General features: G+C 57.3%; 19 protein-coding genes. 10 read left to right on the top strand and 9 right to left on the bottom strand.

What is annotated here, in order from left to right; all coding sequences use genetic code 11:
• The first annotated feature begins 135 nt into the window (after window positions 1-135).
• Together cstA and IM299_RS06855 are read left to right on the top strand one after the other, a co-directional pair.
• Window positions 136-2,241 carry a pyruvate/proton symporter CstA gene (gene cstA, locus IM299_RS06850; protein ID WP_017694336.1) on the top strand — a complete coding sequence of 702 codons (2,106 nt, stop codon included), beginning with the start codon at window positions 136-138 and terminating at the stop codon, window positions 2,239-2,241.
• A gap of 59 nt (window positions 2,242-2,300) precedes the next feature.
• Window positions 2,301-2,498 (top strand): YbdD/YjiX family protein, encoded by a 198-nt coding sequence (locus IM299_RS06855; RefSeq protein WP_006809671.1) that lies wholly within the window; start codon window positions 2,301-2,303, stop codon window positions 2,496-2,498.
• Here IM299_RS06855 and IM299_RS06860 read toward each other — a convergent pair.
• The 4 genes from IM299_RS06860 to IM299_RS06875 form a co-directional block, all read right to left on the bottom strand.
• Window positions 2,495-2,899 (bottom strand): helix-turn-helix domain-containing protein, encoded by a 405-nt coding sequence (locus IM299_RS06860; protein WP_048956893.1) that lies wholly within the window; start codon window positions 2,897-2,899, stop codon window positions 2,495-2,497. The two genes, IM299_RS06855 and IM299_RS06860, sit on opposite strands and share 4 nt — an antisense overlap.
• Window positions 2,880-3,176, bottom strand: coding sequence for a type II toxin-antitoxin system RelE/ParE family toxin (locus IM299_RS06865; protein WP_023303272.1), 297 nt, complete (start codon window positions 3,174-3,176; stop codon window positions 2,880-2,882). Before IM299_RS06865 ends, IM299_RS06860 begins: the two co-directional genes overlap by 20 nt.
• Window positions 3,177-3,359: 183 nt before the next feature.
• On the bottom strand, window positions 3,360-4,103 hold the full coding sequence (locus IM299_RS06870) for an SDR family NAD(P)-dependent oxidoreductase (protein WP_048956892.1): 744 nt from the start codon (window positions 4,101-4,103) through the stop codon (window positions 3,360-3,362).
• 57 nt (window positions 4,104-4,160) lie between these two features.
• A complete protein-coding gene (locus IM299_RS06875) occupies window positions 4,161-5,249 on the bottom strand; it encodes an oxidoreductase (RefSeq protein ID WP_048956890.1) in 1,089 nt (362 codons plus the stop codon).
• Window positions 5,250-5,408: 159 nt separating this feature from the next.
• On the opposite strand from IM299_RS06875, the gene IM299_RS06880 reads away from it, so the two are divergent.
• From IM299_RS06880 to IM299_RS06895, 4 genes are read left to right on the top strand one after another with little or no spacing between them, the layout of a single operon-like run.
• Window positions 5,409-6,911 (top strand): sugar ABC transporter ATP-binding protein, encoded by a 1,503-nt coding sequence (locus IM299_RS06880; RefSeq protein WP_193357224.1) that lies wholly within the window; start codon window positions 5,409-5,411, stop codon window positions 6,909-6,911.
• Window positions 6,908-7,903: an ABC transporter permease gene (locus IM299_RS06885; RefSeq protein ID WP_048956886.1), complete on the top strand. Its 996-nt coding sequence runs from the start codon at window positions 6,908-6,910 to the stop codon at window positions 7,901-7,903. The genes IM299_RS06880 and IM299_RS06885 overlap by 4 nt, the downstream gene beginning before the upstream one ends.
• Before the next feature lie 19 nt (window positions 7,904-7,922).
• Complete coding sequence (locus tag IM299_RS06890) at window positions 7,923-8,987, top strand: sugar ABC transporter substrate-binding protein (RefSeq protein WP_048956884.1); 1,065 nt, start codon at window positions 7,923-7,925, stop codon at window positions 8,985-8,987.
• Window positions 8,984-10,225: an LVIVD repeat-containing protein gene (locus tag IM299_RS06895; RefSeq protein ID WP_048956883.1), complete on the top strand. Its 1,242-nt coding sequence runs from the start codon at window positions 8,984-8,986 to the stop codon at window positions 10,223-10,225. The genes IM299_RS06890 and IM299_RS06895 overlap by 4 nt, the downstream gene beginning before the upstream one ends.
• A 40-nt stretch (window positions 10,226-10,265) precedes the next feature.
• Here the strand turns inward: IM299_RS06895 and mtnK are convergent, their stop codons facing one another.
• Window positions 10,266-11,465, bottom strand: a complete 1,200-nt coding sequence (mtnK, locus tag IM299_RS06900; protein WP_047363697.1) for an S-methyl-5-thioribose kinase — start codon at window positions 11,463-11,465, stop codon at window positions 10,266-10,268.
• 104 nt (window positions 11,466-11,569) lie between these two features.
• On the opposite strand from mtnK, the gene mtnA reads away from it, so the two are divergent.
• Window positions 11,570-12,586: an S-methyl-5-thioribose-1-phosphate isomerase gene (gene mtnA, locus IM299_RS06905; protein ID WP_193357225.1), complete on the top strand. Its 1,017-nt coding sequence runs from the start codon at window positions 11,570-11,572 to the stop codon at window positions 12,584-12,586.
• Between the two features lie 43 nt (window positions 12,587-12,629).
• Complete coding sequence (locus tag IM299_RS06910) at window positions 12,630-13,109, top strand: SRPBCC family protein (RefSeq protein WP_193357226.1); 480 nt, start codon at window positions 12,630-12,632, stop codon at window positions 13,107-13,109.
• A gap of 35 nt (window positions 13,110-13,144) precedes the next feature.
• Here IM299_RS06910 and IM299_RS06915 read toward each other — a convergent pair whose 3' ends face one another.
• Window positions 13,145-13,417: a helix-turn-helix transcriptional regulator gene (locus tag IM299_RS06915; protein WP_153656231.1), complete on the bottom strand. Its 273-nt coding sequence runs from the start codon at window positions 13,415-13,417 to the stop codon at window positions 13,145-13,147.
• A gap of 106 nt (window positions 13,418-13,523) precedes the next feature.
• On the opposite strand from IM299_RS06915, the gene IM299_RS06920 reads away from it, so the two are divergent.
• Both IM299_RS06920 and IM299_RS06925 read left to right on the top strand, forming a co-directional pair.
• A complete protein-coding gene (locus tag IM299_RS06920) occupies window positions 13,524-13,748 on the top strand; it encodes a helix-turn-helix domain-containing protein (RefSeq protein WP_193357227.1) in 225 nt (74 codons plus the stop codon).
• A 17-nt stretch (window positions 13,749-13,765) separates the two neighbouring features.
• On the top strand, window positions 13,766-15,085 hold the full coding sequence (locus IM299_RS06925) for a DUF6602 domain-containing protein (RefSeq protein ID WP_193357228.1): 1,320 nt from the start codon (window positions 13,766-13,768) through the stop codon (window positions 15,083-15,085).
• A gap of 63 nt (window positions 15,086-15,148) precedes the next feature.
• Here IM299_RS06925 and IM299_RS06930 read toward each other — a convergent pair whose 3' ends face one another.
• From IM299_RS06930 to IM299_RS06940, 3 genes are read right to left on the bottom strand one after another with little or no spacing between them, the layout of a single operon-like run.
• The gene (locus IM299_RS06930) at window positions 15,149-15,691 is read right to left on the bottom strand and encodes an acireductone dioxygenase (protein ID WP_193357229.1); all 543 of its coding nucleotides are present in this window, start codon (window positions 15,689-15,691) and stop codon (window positions 15,149-15,151) included.
• Complete coding sequence (gene mtnC, locus IM299_RS06935; RefSeq protein ID WP_045630879.1) at window positions 15,688-16,377, bottom strand: acireductone synthase; 690 nt, start codon at window positions 16,375-16,377, stop codon at window positions 15,688-15,690. Before mtnC ends, IM299_RS06930 begins: the two co-directional genes overlap by 4 nt.
• Entirely contained in the window at window positions 16,374-16,988 is a 615-nt protein-coding gene (locus IM299_RS06940) for a methylthioribulose 1-phosphate dehydratase (protein WP_048956878.1), read from the bottom strand. Before IM299_RS06940 ends, mtnC begins: the two co-directional genes overlap by 4 nt.
• Window positions 16,989-17,049 lie beyond the last annotated feature (61 nt).

Here is a 17,049-nt window from a genome sequence, read left to right on the forward strand (position 1 = left end):
AGTGATCGGCTTAACACTGTGGTGTAAATCTCTGGTTTGACCACGCATTATTGCGTTTCAAAGTTGTTAAATTTTATCCGTTGTTCTAGAAACAAAATGTAACATCTCACTGTTTCACAACAACGGACAACAACTATGAACAACTCAGGGAAATACCTTACGTGGGCGGTGCTCTCCGTTGTGGGAGCCTTTGCCCTGGGCTATATCGCCCTCAACCGGGGGGAGCAGATCAATGCGCTCTGGATCGTCGTCGCCTCCGTCTGCATTTATCTCATTGCGTACCGTTTTTATGGCCGCTATATCGCAAAGACGGTACTGGGCGTAGACGGCACACGCATGACGCCTGCCGTGCGCCACAACGACGGGCTGGACTACGTGCCGACCGACAAAAAAGTGCTGTTCGGTCACCATTTCGCGGCGATTGCCGGTGCAGGCCCGCTGGTGGGGCCGGTGCTGGCGGCGCAGATGGGCTACCTGCCGGGGATGATCTGGATCCTCGCGGGGGTGGTGCTGGCGGGCGCGGTGCAGGACTTTATGGTGCTGTTCGTCTCCACCCGTCGCGACGGCCGTTCTCTGGGTGAGCTGGTGAAAGAGGAGATGGGGGCAACCGCCGGGGTGATTGCGCTGGTGGCGACCTTTATGATCATGGTGATCATCCTCGCGGTGCTTGCGATGATCGTGGTGAAAGCGCTGACCCACAGCCCGTGGGGGACGTATACCGTTGCCTTTACCATTCCGCTGGCGCTGTTTATGGGGATTTACATTCGCTACCTGCGCCCGGGGCGCATCGGTGAAGTGTCGGTGATTGGCCTGGTGTTTCTGGTGTTCGCGATTATCTCCGGCGGCTGGGTGGCGGAAAGCCCGACCTGGGCACCATTCTTCGACTTTACCGGCGTGCAGCTGACCTGGATGCTGGTGGGCTACGGCTTTGTGGCGGCGGTGCTGCCGGTGTGGCTCCTGCTGGCCCCGCGCGATTATCTCTCAACCTTCCTGAAAATCGGCACCATCGTCGGGCTGGCCATCGGCATTCTGATTATGCGCCCAACGCTGACCATGCCTGCGCTGACCAAATTCATCGACGGTACCGGCCCGGTCTGGACTGGTAACCTGTTCCCGTTCCTGTTTATTACCATCGCCTGCGGTGCGGTGTCGGGCTTCCACGCGCTGATTGCCTCCGGGACCACGCCGAAGATGCTGGCCAACGAGAATCAGGCCTGCCTGATTGGCTACGGCGGCATGCTGATGGAGTCCTTCGTCGCCATCATGGCGCTGGTCTCGGCCTGCATTATCGATCCGGGCGTGTATTTCGCGATGAACAGCCCGATGGCGGTACTGGCCCCGGCTGGCACCGTTGACGTGGTAGCGTCCGCCGCGCAGGTGGTGAGCGGCTGGGGCTTTGCCATTACCCCGGAAACGCTGACGCATATCGCTAATGAGGTTGGCGAGCAGTCAATTATCTCCCGCGCGGGTGGGGCACCGACGCTGGCGGTGGGCATGGCCTACATTCTCCACGGCGCGCTGGGCGGGCTGATGGACGTGTCGTTCTGGTATCACTTCGCCATCCTGTTCGAGGCGCTGTTTATTTTGACGGCGGTGGATGCGGGAACCCGTGCGGCGCGCTTTATGCTGCAGGATCTGCTGGGGGTGATCTCCCCGAACCTGAAGCGGACCGATTCGCTCCCGGCTAACCTTCTGGCGACGGCGCTATGCGTGCTGGCGTGGGGCTACTTCCTGCATCAGGGCGTGGTCGATCCGCTGGGCGGGATCAACACCTTGTGGCCGCTGTTCGGTATCGCCAACCAGATGCTGGCGGGCATGGCGCTGATGCTCTGCGCGGTGGTGCTGTTCAAGATGAAGCGCCAGCGTTACGCGTGGGTGGCGCTGGTGCCAACCGCCTGGCTGCTAATCTGTACCCTGACGGCGGGCTGGCAAAAAGCCTTCAGCCCGGACAATAAGGTGGGCTTCCTGGCGATCGCCAACAAGTTCCAGGCGATGATCGACAGCGGTAAGATCCCGGCGCAGTACACCGAGTCACAGCTGTCGCAGCTGGTGTTCAACAACCGTCTGGATGCCGGACTGACCATCTTCTTTATGGTGGTGGTTGTGGTGCTGGCGTTGTATTCTCTGAAAACCGCGCTGGCGGCGCTGAAGGTCGACACGCCGACGGCGAAAGAGACGCCGTACGAGCCGATGCCTGAAAACCTGGACGAGATTGTGACCCAGGCGAAAGGGGCGCATTAACCTGTGTGCCGGGTGGCGCTAGCGCTTACCCGGCCTACATTTCCAGTGAGACCAGAATGATGTTCGACACCCTCTCCAAAGCAGGTAAGTACCTGGGCCAGGCCGCCAAAATGATGATTGGCGTGCCGGATTACGATAACTACGTCGAGCATATGCGCGTCAACCACCCGGACCAGACGCCGATGACCTACGAAGAGTTTTTCCGCGACCGCCAGGACGCCCGTTACGGCGGCAAGGGCGGGGCGAAGTGCTGTTAACCCTCTTTCGGTAAATAGAGGCTGATTTGCTCCTGCTTGCAGCCATAAATTGCCGCCAGCTTTTCGCGGGTGCGCTTTTGCGGACGGGAGTCCAGCGCTTCCAGCTGTGATACGGCGGACTGGCTGATGCCGAGTTTTTCCGCCACCTCCTGCTGGGATAGCCCGCGCAGGATACGCCACGCGGCCTGCAGGCTGACATTCTCGCTATGCATGATGTCGCACACTTCACCAGGTAATCCTACGTCATCATAACAATCGTGTTCGACTTCAATATCCTCTAGATCATCATCGGTTTCGTCGTCAATTTCTGCCATCTGTAAGCACATACGAAAGTATTCATCATAGGGAATAACGACGTACTGCGCTTTTCCCTCATCGTCCTTAATTAGCTGAACAGCCATAGGGGGCTTTCTCCTCGTGAAGGTAGGTCGTTGATGTTCTGCGCTTGACGGCCAAAACATAACAATGGTTATCGGGATCGTCCCGAAGTGTAATCAGAATGCGGTAATCGCCAACGCGTAGCCGAAAATGATTTTCTGTTGCCGATATTTTTTTGATATCGGGCCGGGGAGCTGAGCGATCGTCCAGCTCAGCAAGTTTTGCTTTGATTCTTCGCTGATATCGGCCATCGATTTTGGAAAACTCTTTCTTTGCATTCTTTGACCAGACAATCTTCATCCGTACCTCCACTGTACGCCCACACAAATTATAAGGAAATAATAAGACTATTAGATAAATTCCGAATTTCTTATGGGGTACTGTAGAGCGGAAAAAAAGCGCAGGTAAGAGGCAAAACGCAAACCGTCGAGGCGGCTCGACAAGGCCTCTGCCGGGCGACAGAGGCTTTCAGGAAATTTGCGATCAGGCGTTCAACCCGCCGTCGACATCCAGCCCTGTGCCGGAGATCTGCCCGGCGGCCGGGCTGGCAAGGAAGGTGACCGCCGCCGCGATGTCTTCCGGCTGGCCGTAGTGACCGACCGCGATCATCTGGCGCTGGGCTTCCGCCTGTTCGCCGTCTTCCGGGTTCATATCGCTGTTGGTGGGGCCAGGGTGGACAAGGTTAACGGTAATACCGCGCGGGCCCAGATCGCGCGCCAGGCCGCGGGTGAGGGAGTTAAGGGCAGACTTGGTCATCGAGTAAACGGCAATACCCGGCATCGCCACGCGGTTGGCCAGACAGCTGCCGATGTTGATAATGCGCCCGCCGTCGGACATGTGCACCAGCGCTTCCTGAATGGCGATCACCACGCCGCGAATGTTGACGTTGATGAGCGCGTCAATGTCCGCCAGGGTCATGGACTCCAGCGGGCCGCCGCGCGCGATACCCGCGTTGTTGACCAGAATGTCCAGCCCGCCAAGGGAACGTGCTGCATGGGTGACGGCATCCTGAATCGCCTGCGCGCTGGCACTGTCGGCCTGCACAGCTTCGCTGTGTCGTCCCAGCGCCTTAATCTCCTCAGCGACCGCCTGGGCTTTATCGGCGGATTTTTCAAAGGTGATGACCACATCGGCACCGGCGCGCGCCAGCGACAGGGCAATCGCACGACCCAGCCCGCGGCTGGCGCCGGTAACCAGCGCCTTTTTACCTGTTAAATCGATCTGCATGATGACCTCGTTACGAGAGTGGTGAGAATCATCATTAGGTATAGCCCGTCGGCGCAATTAACGGCGGAAGGATTCTACTTTCTCAAACGCGGCGCGCAGAGCCTCAGGCGTTAACGTCACCGGCAGATAGTGAATTGACTCCAGCGGGCGTAGAGTGTGGGCGATGACCTTGTCGAGATCGTCGCGGTTATTGATGTCGACGTCCAGCTCGCGAAGCGTGGTTGGCAGGTTAAAGCGCCGGTATGCCGCCACCAGCTGCGCCAGCACGTCGTCCTGGCCGAGGAGGGCGCTCTGCACCAGAATGCCGTAGGCCACCTTGGTGCCGTGCAGGTATTTTTCCGTCTGCGGCAGCGCGGTTAAGCCGTTGTGCACCGCGTGCGCCGCCGCCACGCGGGTGTAGCGTTCGCCCAGGCCGCCAACCATCCCGCCACCGGCGATAATCGCATCCACCACGTCCCGGAACGCCTGGGTCTGTTCGCCGCGCTGCTGGTCGGCCAGCGCTTCCTCACTGTGTTCCAGCAGCACGTCGCGGATCGCCAGCGCGCCGTTAATGCCCAGCCGCACGGTCAGCGGCAGGGTTTCCGGCTCAGGTGCCAGCACCACCGCTTCGTACCACTTCGCCAGCGTATCGCCGATGCCCGCCAGCAGATACTCCGCCGGGGCGTTAAGAATGATTTGTGGCTCCACCAGCACCAGGAAGTTGGCGTCATCGAAGATCTCAAAATGCAGCGCCTGACCGGCGTCGTTGTACCAGACGGAGAGCGGGGTCCACGCCGCGCAGGTGGCGGCGATGGTGGGAATGCCCACGAACGGAACGCCTAAGCGGCGCGCCACGGCCTTGACGGTATCCATCACCGCGCCGCCGCCGACGCCAATCACCACGCTGGCATCGCTGCCGGATTCGTTCACCAGACGGGTGACGTCGCGCTCGCTGCAGTGGCCCTTAAACAGCAGATGTTTTGCCCCCGGCGCGTTAAAACTCTCCGGCAGGAACGGGCGTGCGCCCTCTATTGCGCGCTCGCCGTAAATCCATACCGCATGGGAAAGCTGTTCCGGGGTAAAGAAATCATCCAGGCGCGCAAGGCTTCCGGAATGGGAGAAGTAGTTCGCCGGGCCGGGCACGACGCGGATGTCGGTGTTGCTCATGGTGTTGTCCTTTTTTCGCAAGCGCTAACCCGATGTTATGTCTGGACATCCGGATGGCTAATAATATTTCGCTTTATCTTATGCCTTTTCCGTCGTTGTCAGTCAACCGGAGCTGTGAAAAATTCGCTAAATCAGAAGAGTAATGAAGGATTTACGCGGATGGTTTCCAGTCGTCTTGAAATGCGCGGTATCAGCCTGGCCTTTTCCGGCTTTCAGGCGCTGACGCGCGTGGACTTCACGCTGAACGGCGGGTCGGTGCATGCGCTGACCGGGGCCAACGGCGCGGGGAAATCGACGCTGATGGCGGTGCTGTGCGGGACGCATGACCACTATGAGGGCGAGATCTCCATCAATAACCAGCCGGTAAGCATCCGCGAGCCGCTGGACGCCAAACGGCTGGGCATCCACCTCGTGCAGCAGGAGGTAGACGTGGCGCTGATCTCGGGGTTAAGCATTGCCGAAAACATCATGCTCGACCAGCTGGCGCAGCCGGGGCATCGCTTCAGCTGGCGCGCCGTCCGCCAGCAGGCGAAGCAGGCGCTGGCGCAGCTGGATGTTTCTCTGGACGTTCGCCGCTCCATCGACGGCTGCACGCTGGCCGAAAAGCAGCAGATTTTGCTGGCGCGCGCCTTGTCCCACCACTGCCGATTTTTGATTCTTGATGAACCCACCGCGCCGCTGGACGCGCACGAGAGCGAGCGTCTGTTTGCCGTGGTGAGACGGTTAAAGCAGCAGGGAATCGGCGTGGTGTTTATCTCCCACCGCATTCACGAGCTGAAGGCCATCTGCGACACCCTGACGGTGCTGCGCGACGGCAAGCTGATCGAGTCCGGCCCGATGGCCGATCTTAGCGGCGAAGCGATCGTCGAGAAGATGCTCGGCCACGTGCTGAGCGATATCTACCCGCCCGCGCGGCCGCCGCACGGCGAAGAGACGCTGCTGCGGGTGGAAGGGCTGCACGACGACGCGCTGCTGAAAGATATCTCCCTGCACCTGCGCAAAGGCGAAATCCTCGGGATTGCCGGACTGGCGGGCGCGGGGAAAACCGAACTCTGCAAGGCGCTGTTTGGCGCCACCAAAAGCCGCGTGGCAAACGGCGAGTTGAATCATCAATCCTGGCAGCCGCGTGACCCGGCCGACTCCGTGCTGCGCGGGCTGGCCCTGGTGCCGGAGGAGCGGCGTAAAGAGGGGATTTTTATCGACGAGCCGGTGAGCATGAATCTTGCCGTGTGTGCCGATAACAGCTTTTCGCGCTGGAGCCTGTTTGGCCATCGTCAGGCTTGGCGCTGGGCGGAAGAGGTGATTGCTCGCGTCGGCGTGCGCGCCCGAGGGCCGGGGCAGGTGCTGCGCCGCTTATCCGGCGGCAACCAGCAGAAGATCGCCATCGGTAAATGGCTGCGCAATGACGCCAGCGTGCTGATCTTCGACGAACCAACCAAAGGCGTGGACGTGAAGGCCAAAACCGATCTGTTCCAGCTGATCGACGGCCTGGCGCGCGAGGGCAAAGGGGTCATTTACGCCTCCGGCGAGTTTGCCGAACTGGTCGGGCTGTGCGACCGCATCTGCGTCCTGTGGGACGGGCGCATCGTGGCGGAAATCGCCGGGGCCGAGGCCCGTGAAGAGACACTACTTTATTATTCAACCGGAGGAACGGCGTCGTGAGCAAGGCCCTTTCAGTGACCGCGGCGGCGTCTGGCCGTCAGCAACTTTTTGATTTTCTCTATAAATGGGGCATGCTGCTCACCGTCGTCGCGCTGGTGGCCGTCTTTGGCCTGGCGTCGGACAGCTTCCTCGACCCGAACAACATCATCAATATTCTGCGCTCGATTGCCATCGTGACGGTGATTGCCGTTGGCGTGTCGATTTCGCTGACCGTCGGCGGGTTCGATCTCTCCGTGGGCTCCACGGCGTCGCTGGCGAACGCGCTGGTCATTTCGCTTTTCGTCTGGCACGGCTTCGGCACCACCGAGTCGATTGTAATCACTCTCGCGCTCTGCACGCTGGTCGGCCTGTTTAACGCTTTCCTGATCGTCATCCTGCGTATTCCGGACATGCTCGCGACGCTCGCCAGCCTGTTTGTCATCCAGGGCGTGGCGATGACCTACAGCTACGGCGGGTCGATTACCGAGAACATGGTGCTGCCGAGCGGCGACATGGCGGAAGGGACCATTCCGGCGGCATTTAGCCTGCTGGGGCAGGTGCCGACCATTGTGATCGTCATGCTGGTGGTGACCCTTCTGGCGCAGCTGGGGCTGTCGCTGACCACTCACGGACGCCGGATGTATGCCATTGGCGGCAACCCGGAAGCGGCGCGCCTCTCGGGCATTCGCACCACGCGCTACAAGGTGGCGGCCTACGTGATTGCCTCGCTGCTGGCGGGGCTGGGCGGCATTCTGCTGGCCTCCCGCATCGGATCGTCGCAGGTCAATGCGGGCGGCGGTTATCTGATGGATGCGGTGGCCGCGGCGTGGATTGGCTTCTCGCTGGCCGGGTCCGGCAAGCCGAACGCGCTGGGCACGCTGGTGGGGGCGGTGATCCTCGGCGTGCTGTCGAACGGGCTGGTGATGCTCTCCGTGCCGTATTACGCCATGGACATAATAAAAGGGCTGGTGCTCGCAGTGGCACTGGCGATTACCTACATACAAAAACGCTGACAACACAACGGGATAAAAAATGAAAAAGATTGCGCTCTCTTTGGTCGCACTGGGGTTACTCACTTCTCTGCCGGGATTCGCGGCCACGCCCGCGCCGGTTCCGGCCGCCATTGCGAACCACGACGGACCGATCCGCATCGCGGTGATCCGTAACCTCGGCTCGGACGACAACACCACGCAGTTTGTTGCCGGGGCCATTCAGGAAGGGAAAAAGCTCGGCTTTAAGATCAGCACCTTTTTGAGCAACGGGGATGACGCTAAATTCCAGGACTTCGTTAACCAGGCCATCAGCCAGAAATACGACGGGATTATCCTGTCTCAGGGCCGCGATCCGTACTCCACCGCGCTGGTGAAGAAGGCGGTGGATGCCGGGATCAAGGTCGCCGTTTTTGATACCGCCGTTAACGGAGAGATCCCGGGCGTGACCGTCACCCAGCAGGACGACGCCTCCCTGACGAATCTCTCCTTCGGCCAGCTGGCGAAAGATTTCAACGGCAAGGCCAACATCGTCAAGCTGTGGGTGGCGGGCTTCCCGCCGATGGAGCGCCGTCAGGCAGCCTATAAAGAATTGCAAAAGCAGTACCCGGAGATTAAAGAGCTGGAGTCCATCGGCGCGGTCTCATCTGACGTGCAGGGCGACACCGCCAACAAGGTGGGCGCGATCCTGGCGAAATACCCGAAAGGCAAAATCGACGCCATCTGGGGGACCTGGGACGCCTTCAGCCAGGGGGCGTATAAAGCGCTGAAGGAGAATGGACGCACCGAGATCAAGCTCTATAGCATTGACATCTCCAACCAGGATTTACAGCTGATGCGTGAGCCGGGTAGCCCGTGGGCAGTGAGCGTGGCGGTGGATCCGAAGCTGATTGGTGCGACTAACGTGCGCCTGATCGCCAACAAGATTGCCGGGGAAGCCACGCCTGCCACCTACGACTTCAAAGCCGCCGCGATCCCGCAGGCGCTGCTGACCGCGCAGCCGGGGGCGGTGAACGTAGCGTCGCTGGGCAAAATCATTCCGGGCTGGGGCCAGACGGAAGATTTTATCGCGCCGTGGTTTGCGACGCTGGAAGCGAAAAATAAATGAGTATCCTCCCTACGCCAGAATACAGCCGCAATATGCGGCTGATCGGCCATAGCGATCAGGGCGGTCGCCCGGACGGCGTGCAGCTGATGGTGCACCGCGGTTTTGCCTATATCGGCCATATGGTGTCGCAGGGCTTTTCGATAGTAGACGTGCGCGACCCGAAAAACCCGAAACCCGCGGGCTATTTTCCTGCGCCGCCGGGCACCTGGAACGTGCACCTCCAGGCGCATGACGACCTGCTGCTGGTGATCAACGCCCGGGATCTGTTTGCCGATGCCCGCTTCGCCGACGAGAAGGTCTACTACACCCGTCAGGTAGGAGAGACCGTTAGCGACGTGCAGGACAAAGGCTGGAGCGCCGGGCTTCGCATTTTTGATATCTCCACGCCGGACGCGCCGCGCGAAATCAGCTTTCTCTCGCTGAGCGGCATCGGCATTCACCGCATCTGGTACGTCGGTGGCCGCTGGGCGTACGTGTCGGCGCTGATCGACGGTTTTACCGACTACATCTTTCTGACGATCGACCTGGCCGACCCGCGTAAGCCTGAGGTGGCAGGGCGCTGGTGGCTGCCGGGCATGAACCAGGCCGAAGGCGAACAGCCGAACTGGCCGGAAGGGAAACGCTACGCGCTCCACCACGCGATTATTGCCGGCGATACGGCGTACGGCAGCTGGCGCGACGGCGGCTTAACGCTGCTTGACGTGAAGGATCGTACCCAGCCTAAGCTTATTAGCCACCGTAACTGGAGTCCGCCGTTTGGCGGCGGGACGCACACCGCGCTGCCGCTGCCGGACCGGGATCTGCTGGTGGTGCTGGACGAAGCGGTGCTCGATAACCAGCAGGACGGCGAGAAGCTGATCTGGCTGTTTGATATCCGCGAGCCGTCGAACCCGGTGAGCATCTCGACCTTCCCGCAGCCGAATGAAACCGACTACGTGGCAAAAGGGGCGCATTTCGGCCCGCACAACCTGCACGAGAACCGTCCCGGAAGCTTCGTCAGCTCGACGCTGATTTTCGCGACGTATCAGAACGCGGGCGTACGCGCGTATGACATCTCCAATCCGTATCGCCCAGTGGAAACCGGTGCGCTGGTGCCCGCGGCACCGGAGAGGATGATGGACACGCGGCCGAATCGCCCGCAGGTGATCCAGTCCTGTGACGTGTTTGTGGATGCGCAGGGAATTATCTACAGCACGGACTATAACGCCGGGCTGTCGGTGATTGAGTATCTGGGGTAAGTGCGGTTTGATGCCCTCTCCGACAGGGAGAGGGAGAAAATCAACTGTACTGCCGCACCCGCGCCACCAGCGCTTCCGCGCTGTCGATGCGGTCGGCAATCAGAATCAGCGCTTTGCCGAGCGCGATCGCGTGGCGCAGGCATTCGTGGCGCATGGCCTCGTCCTGGATGGTGTCGATATCCGCGACGTGGGAAAGCCCGACGCTGCGGCGAATGAGTTCGGTGCCGCAGAACCCGATGGCATCATGCCAGACCTTTTTCAGGAACGCGGAGGCATAGCCTGGCGCGCTGAGCGCGGCGTCGCGTGCTTTCTCGTTTGCCAGCGCCTGGAAGCGTTCCGCAAAGGTGTTCCACAGCTCCTGAATATCGGTCAGGCGCTGCTCGCGCGCGGCGGCGGCATCGCGAATGCCCAGATGCCCCGGCAGGCCGCAGAAGTTGAGCAGCAGGTTGCCGATGGCGGTGCCGACGTCAAAGCCAATCGGCCCGAAATAGCCGAACTCGGCGTCGATGGCCTTCAGGCTGCCGTCGGCCACAAAAATCGAGCCGCTGTGAATATCCCCGTGCAGCAGCGCTTCGGCATGCGAGAAGAAGCGGTGCTTCAGGGAGGCCACGGCAATTTTTAGCGGGGCGTCGTCGCGCAGGGCGGCGACGTCATTTTCCAGCTCGGCAGGGTAGTTATTGCGCTCATGAACCTGGTACGGATCGTTGAAGAACAGATCTTCGGTGATCTCGCACATCTCCGGGTTGATGAATTTCGCCACCTGCGCTTTTTTCTCGTGCGGGTGCAGGTAGAAATCGCTGGTGTGGAACAGCGCCTGCGCGAGGTATTCACCCAGCTGGCGCGCCGCCTGCGAGTAGTAAATGTTTTTGATCAGCTCGCCGCGCCAGATGCGATGGCTGGAGAGATCTTCCATCACCATCACCGCCAGTTCCGGGTCAAAGTGGTGGATTTTCACGGTGTGCTGCGGGCTGTGCTGGTAATGCTCGACCAGGGTTTGCGCCTCGAGGCGGGCGCGATCCAGCGTCAGCGGCCAGGACTCGCCGACGCAGCGCACGTAGGGCAGTGCCTGTTTGACGATGATGCGGCTGACGCCCGCGCTGTCGTAAATTTTAAAAACCAGATTGAGGTTGCCGTCGCCCACTTCCTGCGCCTCTACCAGCGATGACGGATCGTCAAGCCCACCAAACTGCCTGGCATACTCCACGGCGTCCTGAGCGGTAAAGGTACGGTATTGCGACATGGCCTGTTCCTCACGAGTTAACTAATTAAGACATGTAGACGTCTATACATCTGGATTTCATCCTGACACAATGTGCCACAACAACGCAACAGGGAATTAACGACATGCAGACATTACAGACGACCAGCCTGCGGGTGGCGGATAATCAGCTCTTTATTCTCGACCAGCAGGCGCTTCCGCAGGAGAAACGCTGGCTGGATGCCTCAACGGTGGAGGCGCTGGTTGGGCATATCCACGCTCTGCGCGTGCGTGGCGCGCCGTTGATTGGTCTCTCTGCAAGCCTGCTGCTGGCGCTGCTGGCGGAAAACGGCAAAAGCCGCGATGAGCTGGCGGTGGCGCTGGAAACGCTTCGCGCATCCCGCCCGACGGCGGTAAACCTGATGAACAACCTCGACCGCATGAAGCTTGCGCTGTGGGAAGAGGATTTCGTTCCGGCGCTGGTGGCTGAGGCGCTGCGCCTGATTGACGAAGACAAACGGCTTTGCGACGCGATTGCAAAAGCGGGCAGCGCGCTGGTGAAGCCCGGCAGCCGTCTGCTGACCCACTGCAACACCGGCGGGCTGGCAACCGCGGGCGTCGGTACGGCGCTGGGCGTGATTGCACGGGCACATCAGGAAGGCAAGGTCAGCAGCGTCTGGGTGGATGAAACCCGTCCGCTGCTGCAGGGCGGTAGATTGACCGCGTGGGAGCTTGGCGAGCTGGGCGTGCCGTATCAGCTGATTACCGATTCCATGGCCGCCAGCCTGATGGCGAAAGGGCAGGTAGACGCCGTGTGGGTAGGGGCAGACCGTATTGCCGCCAACGGCGACGTGGCGAACAAAATCGGAACCTATTCTCTGGCGGTGCTGGCGAAATTCCACGGTATTCCGTTCTATGTAGCTGCCCCGCAAACGACCCTCGACCCGGACTGCCCGAACGGTGACGCGATCCCGATTGAACAGCGCGCTGCCAGCGAGGTGACGGGCGTAGCCGGAAGCTTTGGCGCGGTGCAGTGGGCACCGGAAAACGCGCAGGTCTATAACCCGGCGTTTGACGTGACCCCAGCCTCGCTGATTAGCGGCTGGGTGCTGGATACGGGTGTGGTCACCCCTGAAGAGGTAGCGAAAGGGAAATTTGCCTGAGTGAGACTATCCTTGTAAGGGGTTCCCTTTAGAGGACGTTATCGTGAGGCTCGATCCTGAAACAGACTTAAAACTGGAGCGCGTGGTGGACGCACCGCGCGACCTGCTCTGGCTCTGCTGGACCACGCCGGAGCACATCAAAAACTTCTTCATTCCTGCTCCCCATAAGGTGACCGAATGTGACCTCGATCTGCGCGTGGGCGGGCGATTCAATACCGTGTTTGAGGTGGACGGACAGCGGATGGATAACCGGGGCGTATTTCTTGAAATCGATCCCGGGAAAAAGCTGGTCTTTACTGACGGTTATAGCGAAGGCTGGAAGCCGGCCGAGAAACCGTTTATGACGGCGATCCTGCTGCTGGAAGACGTCGGGGAGGGCAAAACCCGCTACACGGCGATTGCGCGCCATCCGACGAAGGAAATCCGCGAGCAGCACGAGCAGATGGGCTTCCACGAAGGGTGGGGGATTGTGCTGGATCAGCTGGTGAGGTATGTGAAGTCTCTTAGACCCCCTCTCCCTTGAGGGAGAGGGCTGGGGTGAGGGGGAGAATTCATTGATCAAGTCGAAGATAGGCTTCTCTTTTTGGTATTCCTCATCTGACGAAATATTGGCGCTCCCTTTTCATCAAAGTATCTTTCCGGCCATATCACATCGGGCGGAATATCTAGCGCCTGCGCGATAAGCCATTCACCTCTGGGCCATGGTCGGGTAAGCGCGTTTGCCAGTGTTGATGAGGAAAGCCCAGCTTTTCGAGACAAGGCTGCGAGGCTTGTTCCATGTTTCTTTAGTGCGGCGATAATATCGGCCGGGTGCCAGTTCTGATGACGCATTGTGTCCTCCTTACTTGTGTTCGTTACGCGCTCAATTATCCTGTTTTGGGATAAAAACGCAATGGGAGGATATTCGATTTCAGGATATTTGTATGGAATCGGAACAATGGCCTCAGTCTATTCAGAAGAATATCAACGTGTTATCAATGCGTTGAAGAAAGCTCGTAAGGAGAAGGGGATTACTCAGGCGCAGCTTGCGGAGGCACTGGGCAAACCGCAGTCGTTTATCGCTAAAGTGGAAAGCGGCGAGCGCAGATTGGATGTGGTGGAGTTTGTGCATCTGGCGAAGTTGGTGGGGTTAGAACCAGCTAATGTGATAGATTCTATTTAATAATTTAAGGTATTTTTATGTTAGATAAAGCTTCGGAATTATTAGAGCAGTTTATAGCAATTGAGAGTCGTGAAGTTAGTAAAATGGACATGCCTCATATGCCAACATTAGGTTCTGCTTATGAAGAGATTACCAAACAAGGAATCGATCAGGAATTTATCATACCTAAAGGTCTAAATCTTAAAGTCGTTTCAGGTTTCATTTCTATAGGAGATAAGTTATTAAAACAACAAATAGATGGAATGCTAGTTCACGGCGAAGGGAAGCAATATGGAAGAACATCTGAGTATATTTATTCTATAGATCAAGTTCTTTGTATTTTTGAAGTCAAAAAAACTCTAAATAAAAGTGATTACATCGATGCGTTTGATCATCTTCGGATAATTAGGAATGAGTATTCAGAGTATTTTGAATCAAAGTTTCAAGATCCAGATTTTGAACCCGATATCAGTATTGCAAGTAAACATTTTTCTCAAATAACAGGTAGGAATGCTCCTGCATGTTATAGTGATATTCATTCTTTATCAAAATCAGATGGCATTTTGTTTTACTCGTTAGTACAAGAAACTCTTGCTCCTTGTAGTATTATCCATGGGTATGGTGGATATACAACTGAAGCAGGAATGAGAAACGCATTTCTTGATATATTAACTGATAAGGGCGAAGTTTCTGGAAATGGGCTTGGTGTACCAAGCCTACCAACTTTGGTGATTTCTAATCATATAAGCATAGTTAAAGCTAATGGTATGCCTTTTCTAGGTATCAACCATGATAGACAATGGGCAGCACTTGTCTCTATGAGAGAAAATGCGGCTAGAATTATGTTAGAGATCATTTGGTCGAAAATATCTATGTTTTTTGACGTGAAAATGCCGTGGGGTGATGATTCCAAAATTGAGAATATGGCTCCTTTATTGTATGCAATTCCATTAGAAAAAGGAAATGAAGTTGGTTGGCTTTATAAGTCTGTGGAGTTGAAAGAAAGTGAATTAAAAGTCAGAGAAGTTGTCAAAGAATGGCAGCCTGAACGCATTGATAAAGATATACAGACTGTATTTTATAGAATGATGTTCAATGGAGGGATCCTGGATATCAATGCTCTCGCAGATATTGCGGCGGATAATGATGAAGAAGAAAGTGTTTTATTATTAAAGCTTGAGAATACATTTTTATTTAAAAGGGATGAGGAATATATTAGACCAATAACACCTATTTTAATAATGGTTGAAGATGATGATGAAAATTTTTATCTGTCGTCAAGTCGAGAGCATCTTGATGTTTGGTGTGATAAATGTGATATTTCAAAAAACTATATGCAACTGATGATAATGGAATAACATTATACCTAATCCAGTCACCCTCAAAATGTGTAAGTAGTGACTGGATTACTAATTCAATTCTCAACTCAATTTCGGATACGCATCCGCAATCGCATCACCCGTAAACTGGGCCACCCAGCCTTCCGGGTTATCGAAAATACGAATGGCGGTAAAGTTCGGCTCTGAGCCCATATCAAACCAGTGCGGTGTGCCGGCGGGTACGGAAATCAGGTCATTTTTCTCGCAGAGCACCTGATACACCTCATCGCCAATGTGCAGGCAGAACAGCCCCGCACCTTCTACGAAAAAGCGTACTTCATCCTCGCCGTGGGTGTGTTCGTTCAGGAATTTCGCCCGCAACGCCTCTTTCTGCGGGTTGTCGGCGCGCAGGCTGATCACGTCCCAGCTCTGATAGCCTTTCTCCGCCACCAGTTTGTCGATGGCATGCTGATACGCCGCGATCACGGTTTCAGGCGCGGGATCCTGTCCTAAATCGCGATCCGCCGCCCAGCGTTCAAAGCGCACCCCTTTAGCGTTGAGCTGTTGGGCAATCTCGGCGGCGTCGGTGCTGTGCCACTGATGCTTACTGGCGTCTTTATCGGAATAAATGGTCAATGCGCTCATGAAGGGATCTGCTCCGGATTAATCTCGTCAAACTGGTGGATTTGATGGTGATGGCTCGCGCCGTCATCTTCACCGCGAATCAGTTGCAGGGTGCGAAAACCCGCCTGTTCAGCCGCGTCCAGCTCCTGATGAATATCCGACAGGAACAGGATCTGCGACGGGGCGATGCCCGTTTGCGCCGCGATGTTCTGATAAGACTGCACCTCGCGCTTGGCGCCGATGTGGGTATCAAAATAGCCGCTGAACAGATGAGTAATATCACCTTCATCGCTGTAGCCAAATAACAGTTTCTGCGCGGCGACGGAGCCCGAGGAATAAACATAGAGATCAATCCCTTGCGCTTTCCATTTTTCCAGCGCGGGCAGTACGTCCGGGTAGAGGTGACCGGTAAAGTCGCCGTTAACGTAGCCGTCATGCCAGATGATCCCCTGCAGCGCTTTGAGCGCGGTGGATTTGCGGTCTTCATCCATAAAGGCAAACAGGGCGTCGATTAGCTCGCTGACGCTGGCGTGCGGGTTACCGATTTCATCACGCAGGTTGTCCAGAATGGATGTGACCGGCTCGGCGTACTGCTGCGCGGTGACGAAGGCCGCCAGCCGCTCACGCGCATAGGGGAACAATACATCATGGACAAAACGAATATCGCTGGTGGTGCCTTCAATATCCGTCACAATTGCGCGAATCATACTCTCTCCAGTTGTCGTAAACGCATTTCACATTCAAACAGGAATTCCAGTCCTTCCAGATGACGGCGGGCTTCGGCCACGTCGCGTCCCCAGCAGGTTAAGCCATGGCCGCGCAGAAGAAAACCATAATTAAGCGGGCGTTCCTGCGCGTAATGGGCGATGCGCGAGGCGAGGGCGTCGATGTCCTGGTCGTTATCAAATACCGGGATGGAAATCGTATCCAGATGCGTGGTCTGTCCGGTGAGGGATTTTTGCATCTCAAAGCCGCTAATATTCAGTTCAGCCTCTTTCACCAGGCGCGACAGCACCGTGGCGTTAACGGTGTGAACGTGCAGCACGGCGTTAGCTTCCGGGAACAGACGATAGATAAGGGTGTGCAGCCCGGTCTCTGCCGACGGTTTGCGCCCGGACGGCGCGCGGTTGGTGGCGATTTCGACCTGCAGAAAATCCTCCGTCGTCAGGCTGCCTTTGTCTTTACCGGATTCGCTGAGCCAGCAGAGGCGTTCGTCCTGACGCACCGACATATTGCCGCCGGTGGCGGGAGCCCAGCCTTTTGCGCCAATCCAGCGGCAGGCGTCGACCAGATGTGTGAGTTGCAGGTTGTCTGTCATTTCCTTTTACCCTCGCGGCCAGGAATATTCATATGGTTTAGACGTCTAAGCGTCTTGATTG

The organism is Enterobacter cloacae complex sp. P47BA (assembly GCF_014930485.1).
Classification (GTDB): Bacteria; Pseudomonadota; Gammaproteobacteria; order Enterobacterales; family Enterobacteriaceae; genus Enterobacter; species Enterobacter bugandensis.

Coding starts and splice junctions, on each gene's coding strand:
- IM299_RS06870 (WP_048956892.1), bottom strand. CDS start 4,103: ATGCAGATCGATTTAACAGGTAAAAAGGCGCTGGTTACCGGCGCCAGC.
- IM299_RS06865 (WP_023303272.1), bottom strand. CDS start 3,176: ATGAAGATTGTCTGGTCAAAGAATGCAAAGAAAGAGTTTTCCAAAATC.
- mtnK (WP_047363697.1), bottom strand. CDS start 11,465: ATGTCGCAATACCGTACCTTTACCGCTCAGGACGCCGTGGAGTATGCC.
- IM299_RS06920 (WP_193357227.1), top strand. CDS start 13,524: ATGGCCTCAGTCTATTCAGAAGAATATCAACGTGTTATCAATGCGTTG.
- IM299_RS06895 (WP_048956883.1), top strand. CDS start 8,984: ATGAGTATCCTCCCTACGCCAGAATACAGCCGCAATATGCGGCTGATC.
- IM299_RS06880 (WP_193357224.1), top strand. CDS start 5,409: ATGGTTTCCAGTCGTCTTGAAATGCGCGGTATCAGCCTGGCCTTTTCC.
- IM299_RS06890 (WP_048956884.1), top strand. CDS start 7,923: ATGAAAAAGATTGCGCTCTCTTTGGTCGCACTGGGGTTACTCACTTCT.
- IM299_RS06925 (WP_193357228.1), top strand. CDS start 13,766: ATGTTAGATAAAGCTTCGGAATTATTAGAGCAGTTTATAGCAATTGAG.
- IM299_RS06875 (WP_048956890.1), bottom strand. CDS start 5,249: ATGAGCAACACCGACATCCGCGTCGTGCCCGGCCCGGCGAACTACTTC.
- IM299_RS06915 (WP_153656231.1), bottom strand. CDS start 13,417: ATGCGTCATCAGAACTGGCACCCGGCCGATATTATCGCCGCACTAAAG.
- IM299_RS06930 (WP_193357229.1), bottom strand. CDS start 15,691: ATGAGCGCATTGACCATTTATTCCGATAAAGACGCCAGTAAGCATCAG.
- IM299_RS06855 (WP_006809671.1), top strand. CDS start 2,301: ATGTTCGACACCCTCTCCAAAGCAGGTAAGTACCTGGGCCAGGCCGCC.
- mtnA (WP_193357225.1), top strand. CDS start 11,570: ATGCAGACATTACAGACGACCAGCCTGCGGGTGGCGGATAATCAGCTC.
- IM299_RS06940 (WP_048956878.1), bottom strand. CDS start 16,988: ATGACAGACAACCTGCAACTCACACATCTGGTCGACGCCTGCCGCTGG.
- mtnC (WP_045630879.1), bottom strand. CDS start 16,377: ATGATTCGCGCAATTGTGACGGATATTGAAGGCACCACCAGCGATATT.
- cstA (WP_017694336.1), top strand. CDS start 136: ATGAACAACTCAGGGAAATACCTTACGTGGGCGGTGCTCTCCGTTGTG.
- IM299_RS06860 (WP_048956893.1), bottom strand. CDS start 2,899: ATGGCTGTTCAGCTAATTAAGGACGATGAGGGAAAAGCGCAGTACGTC.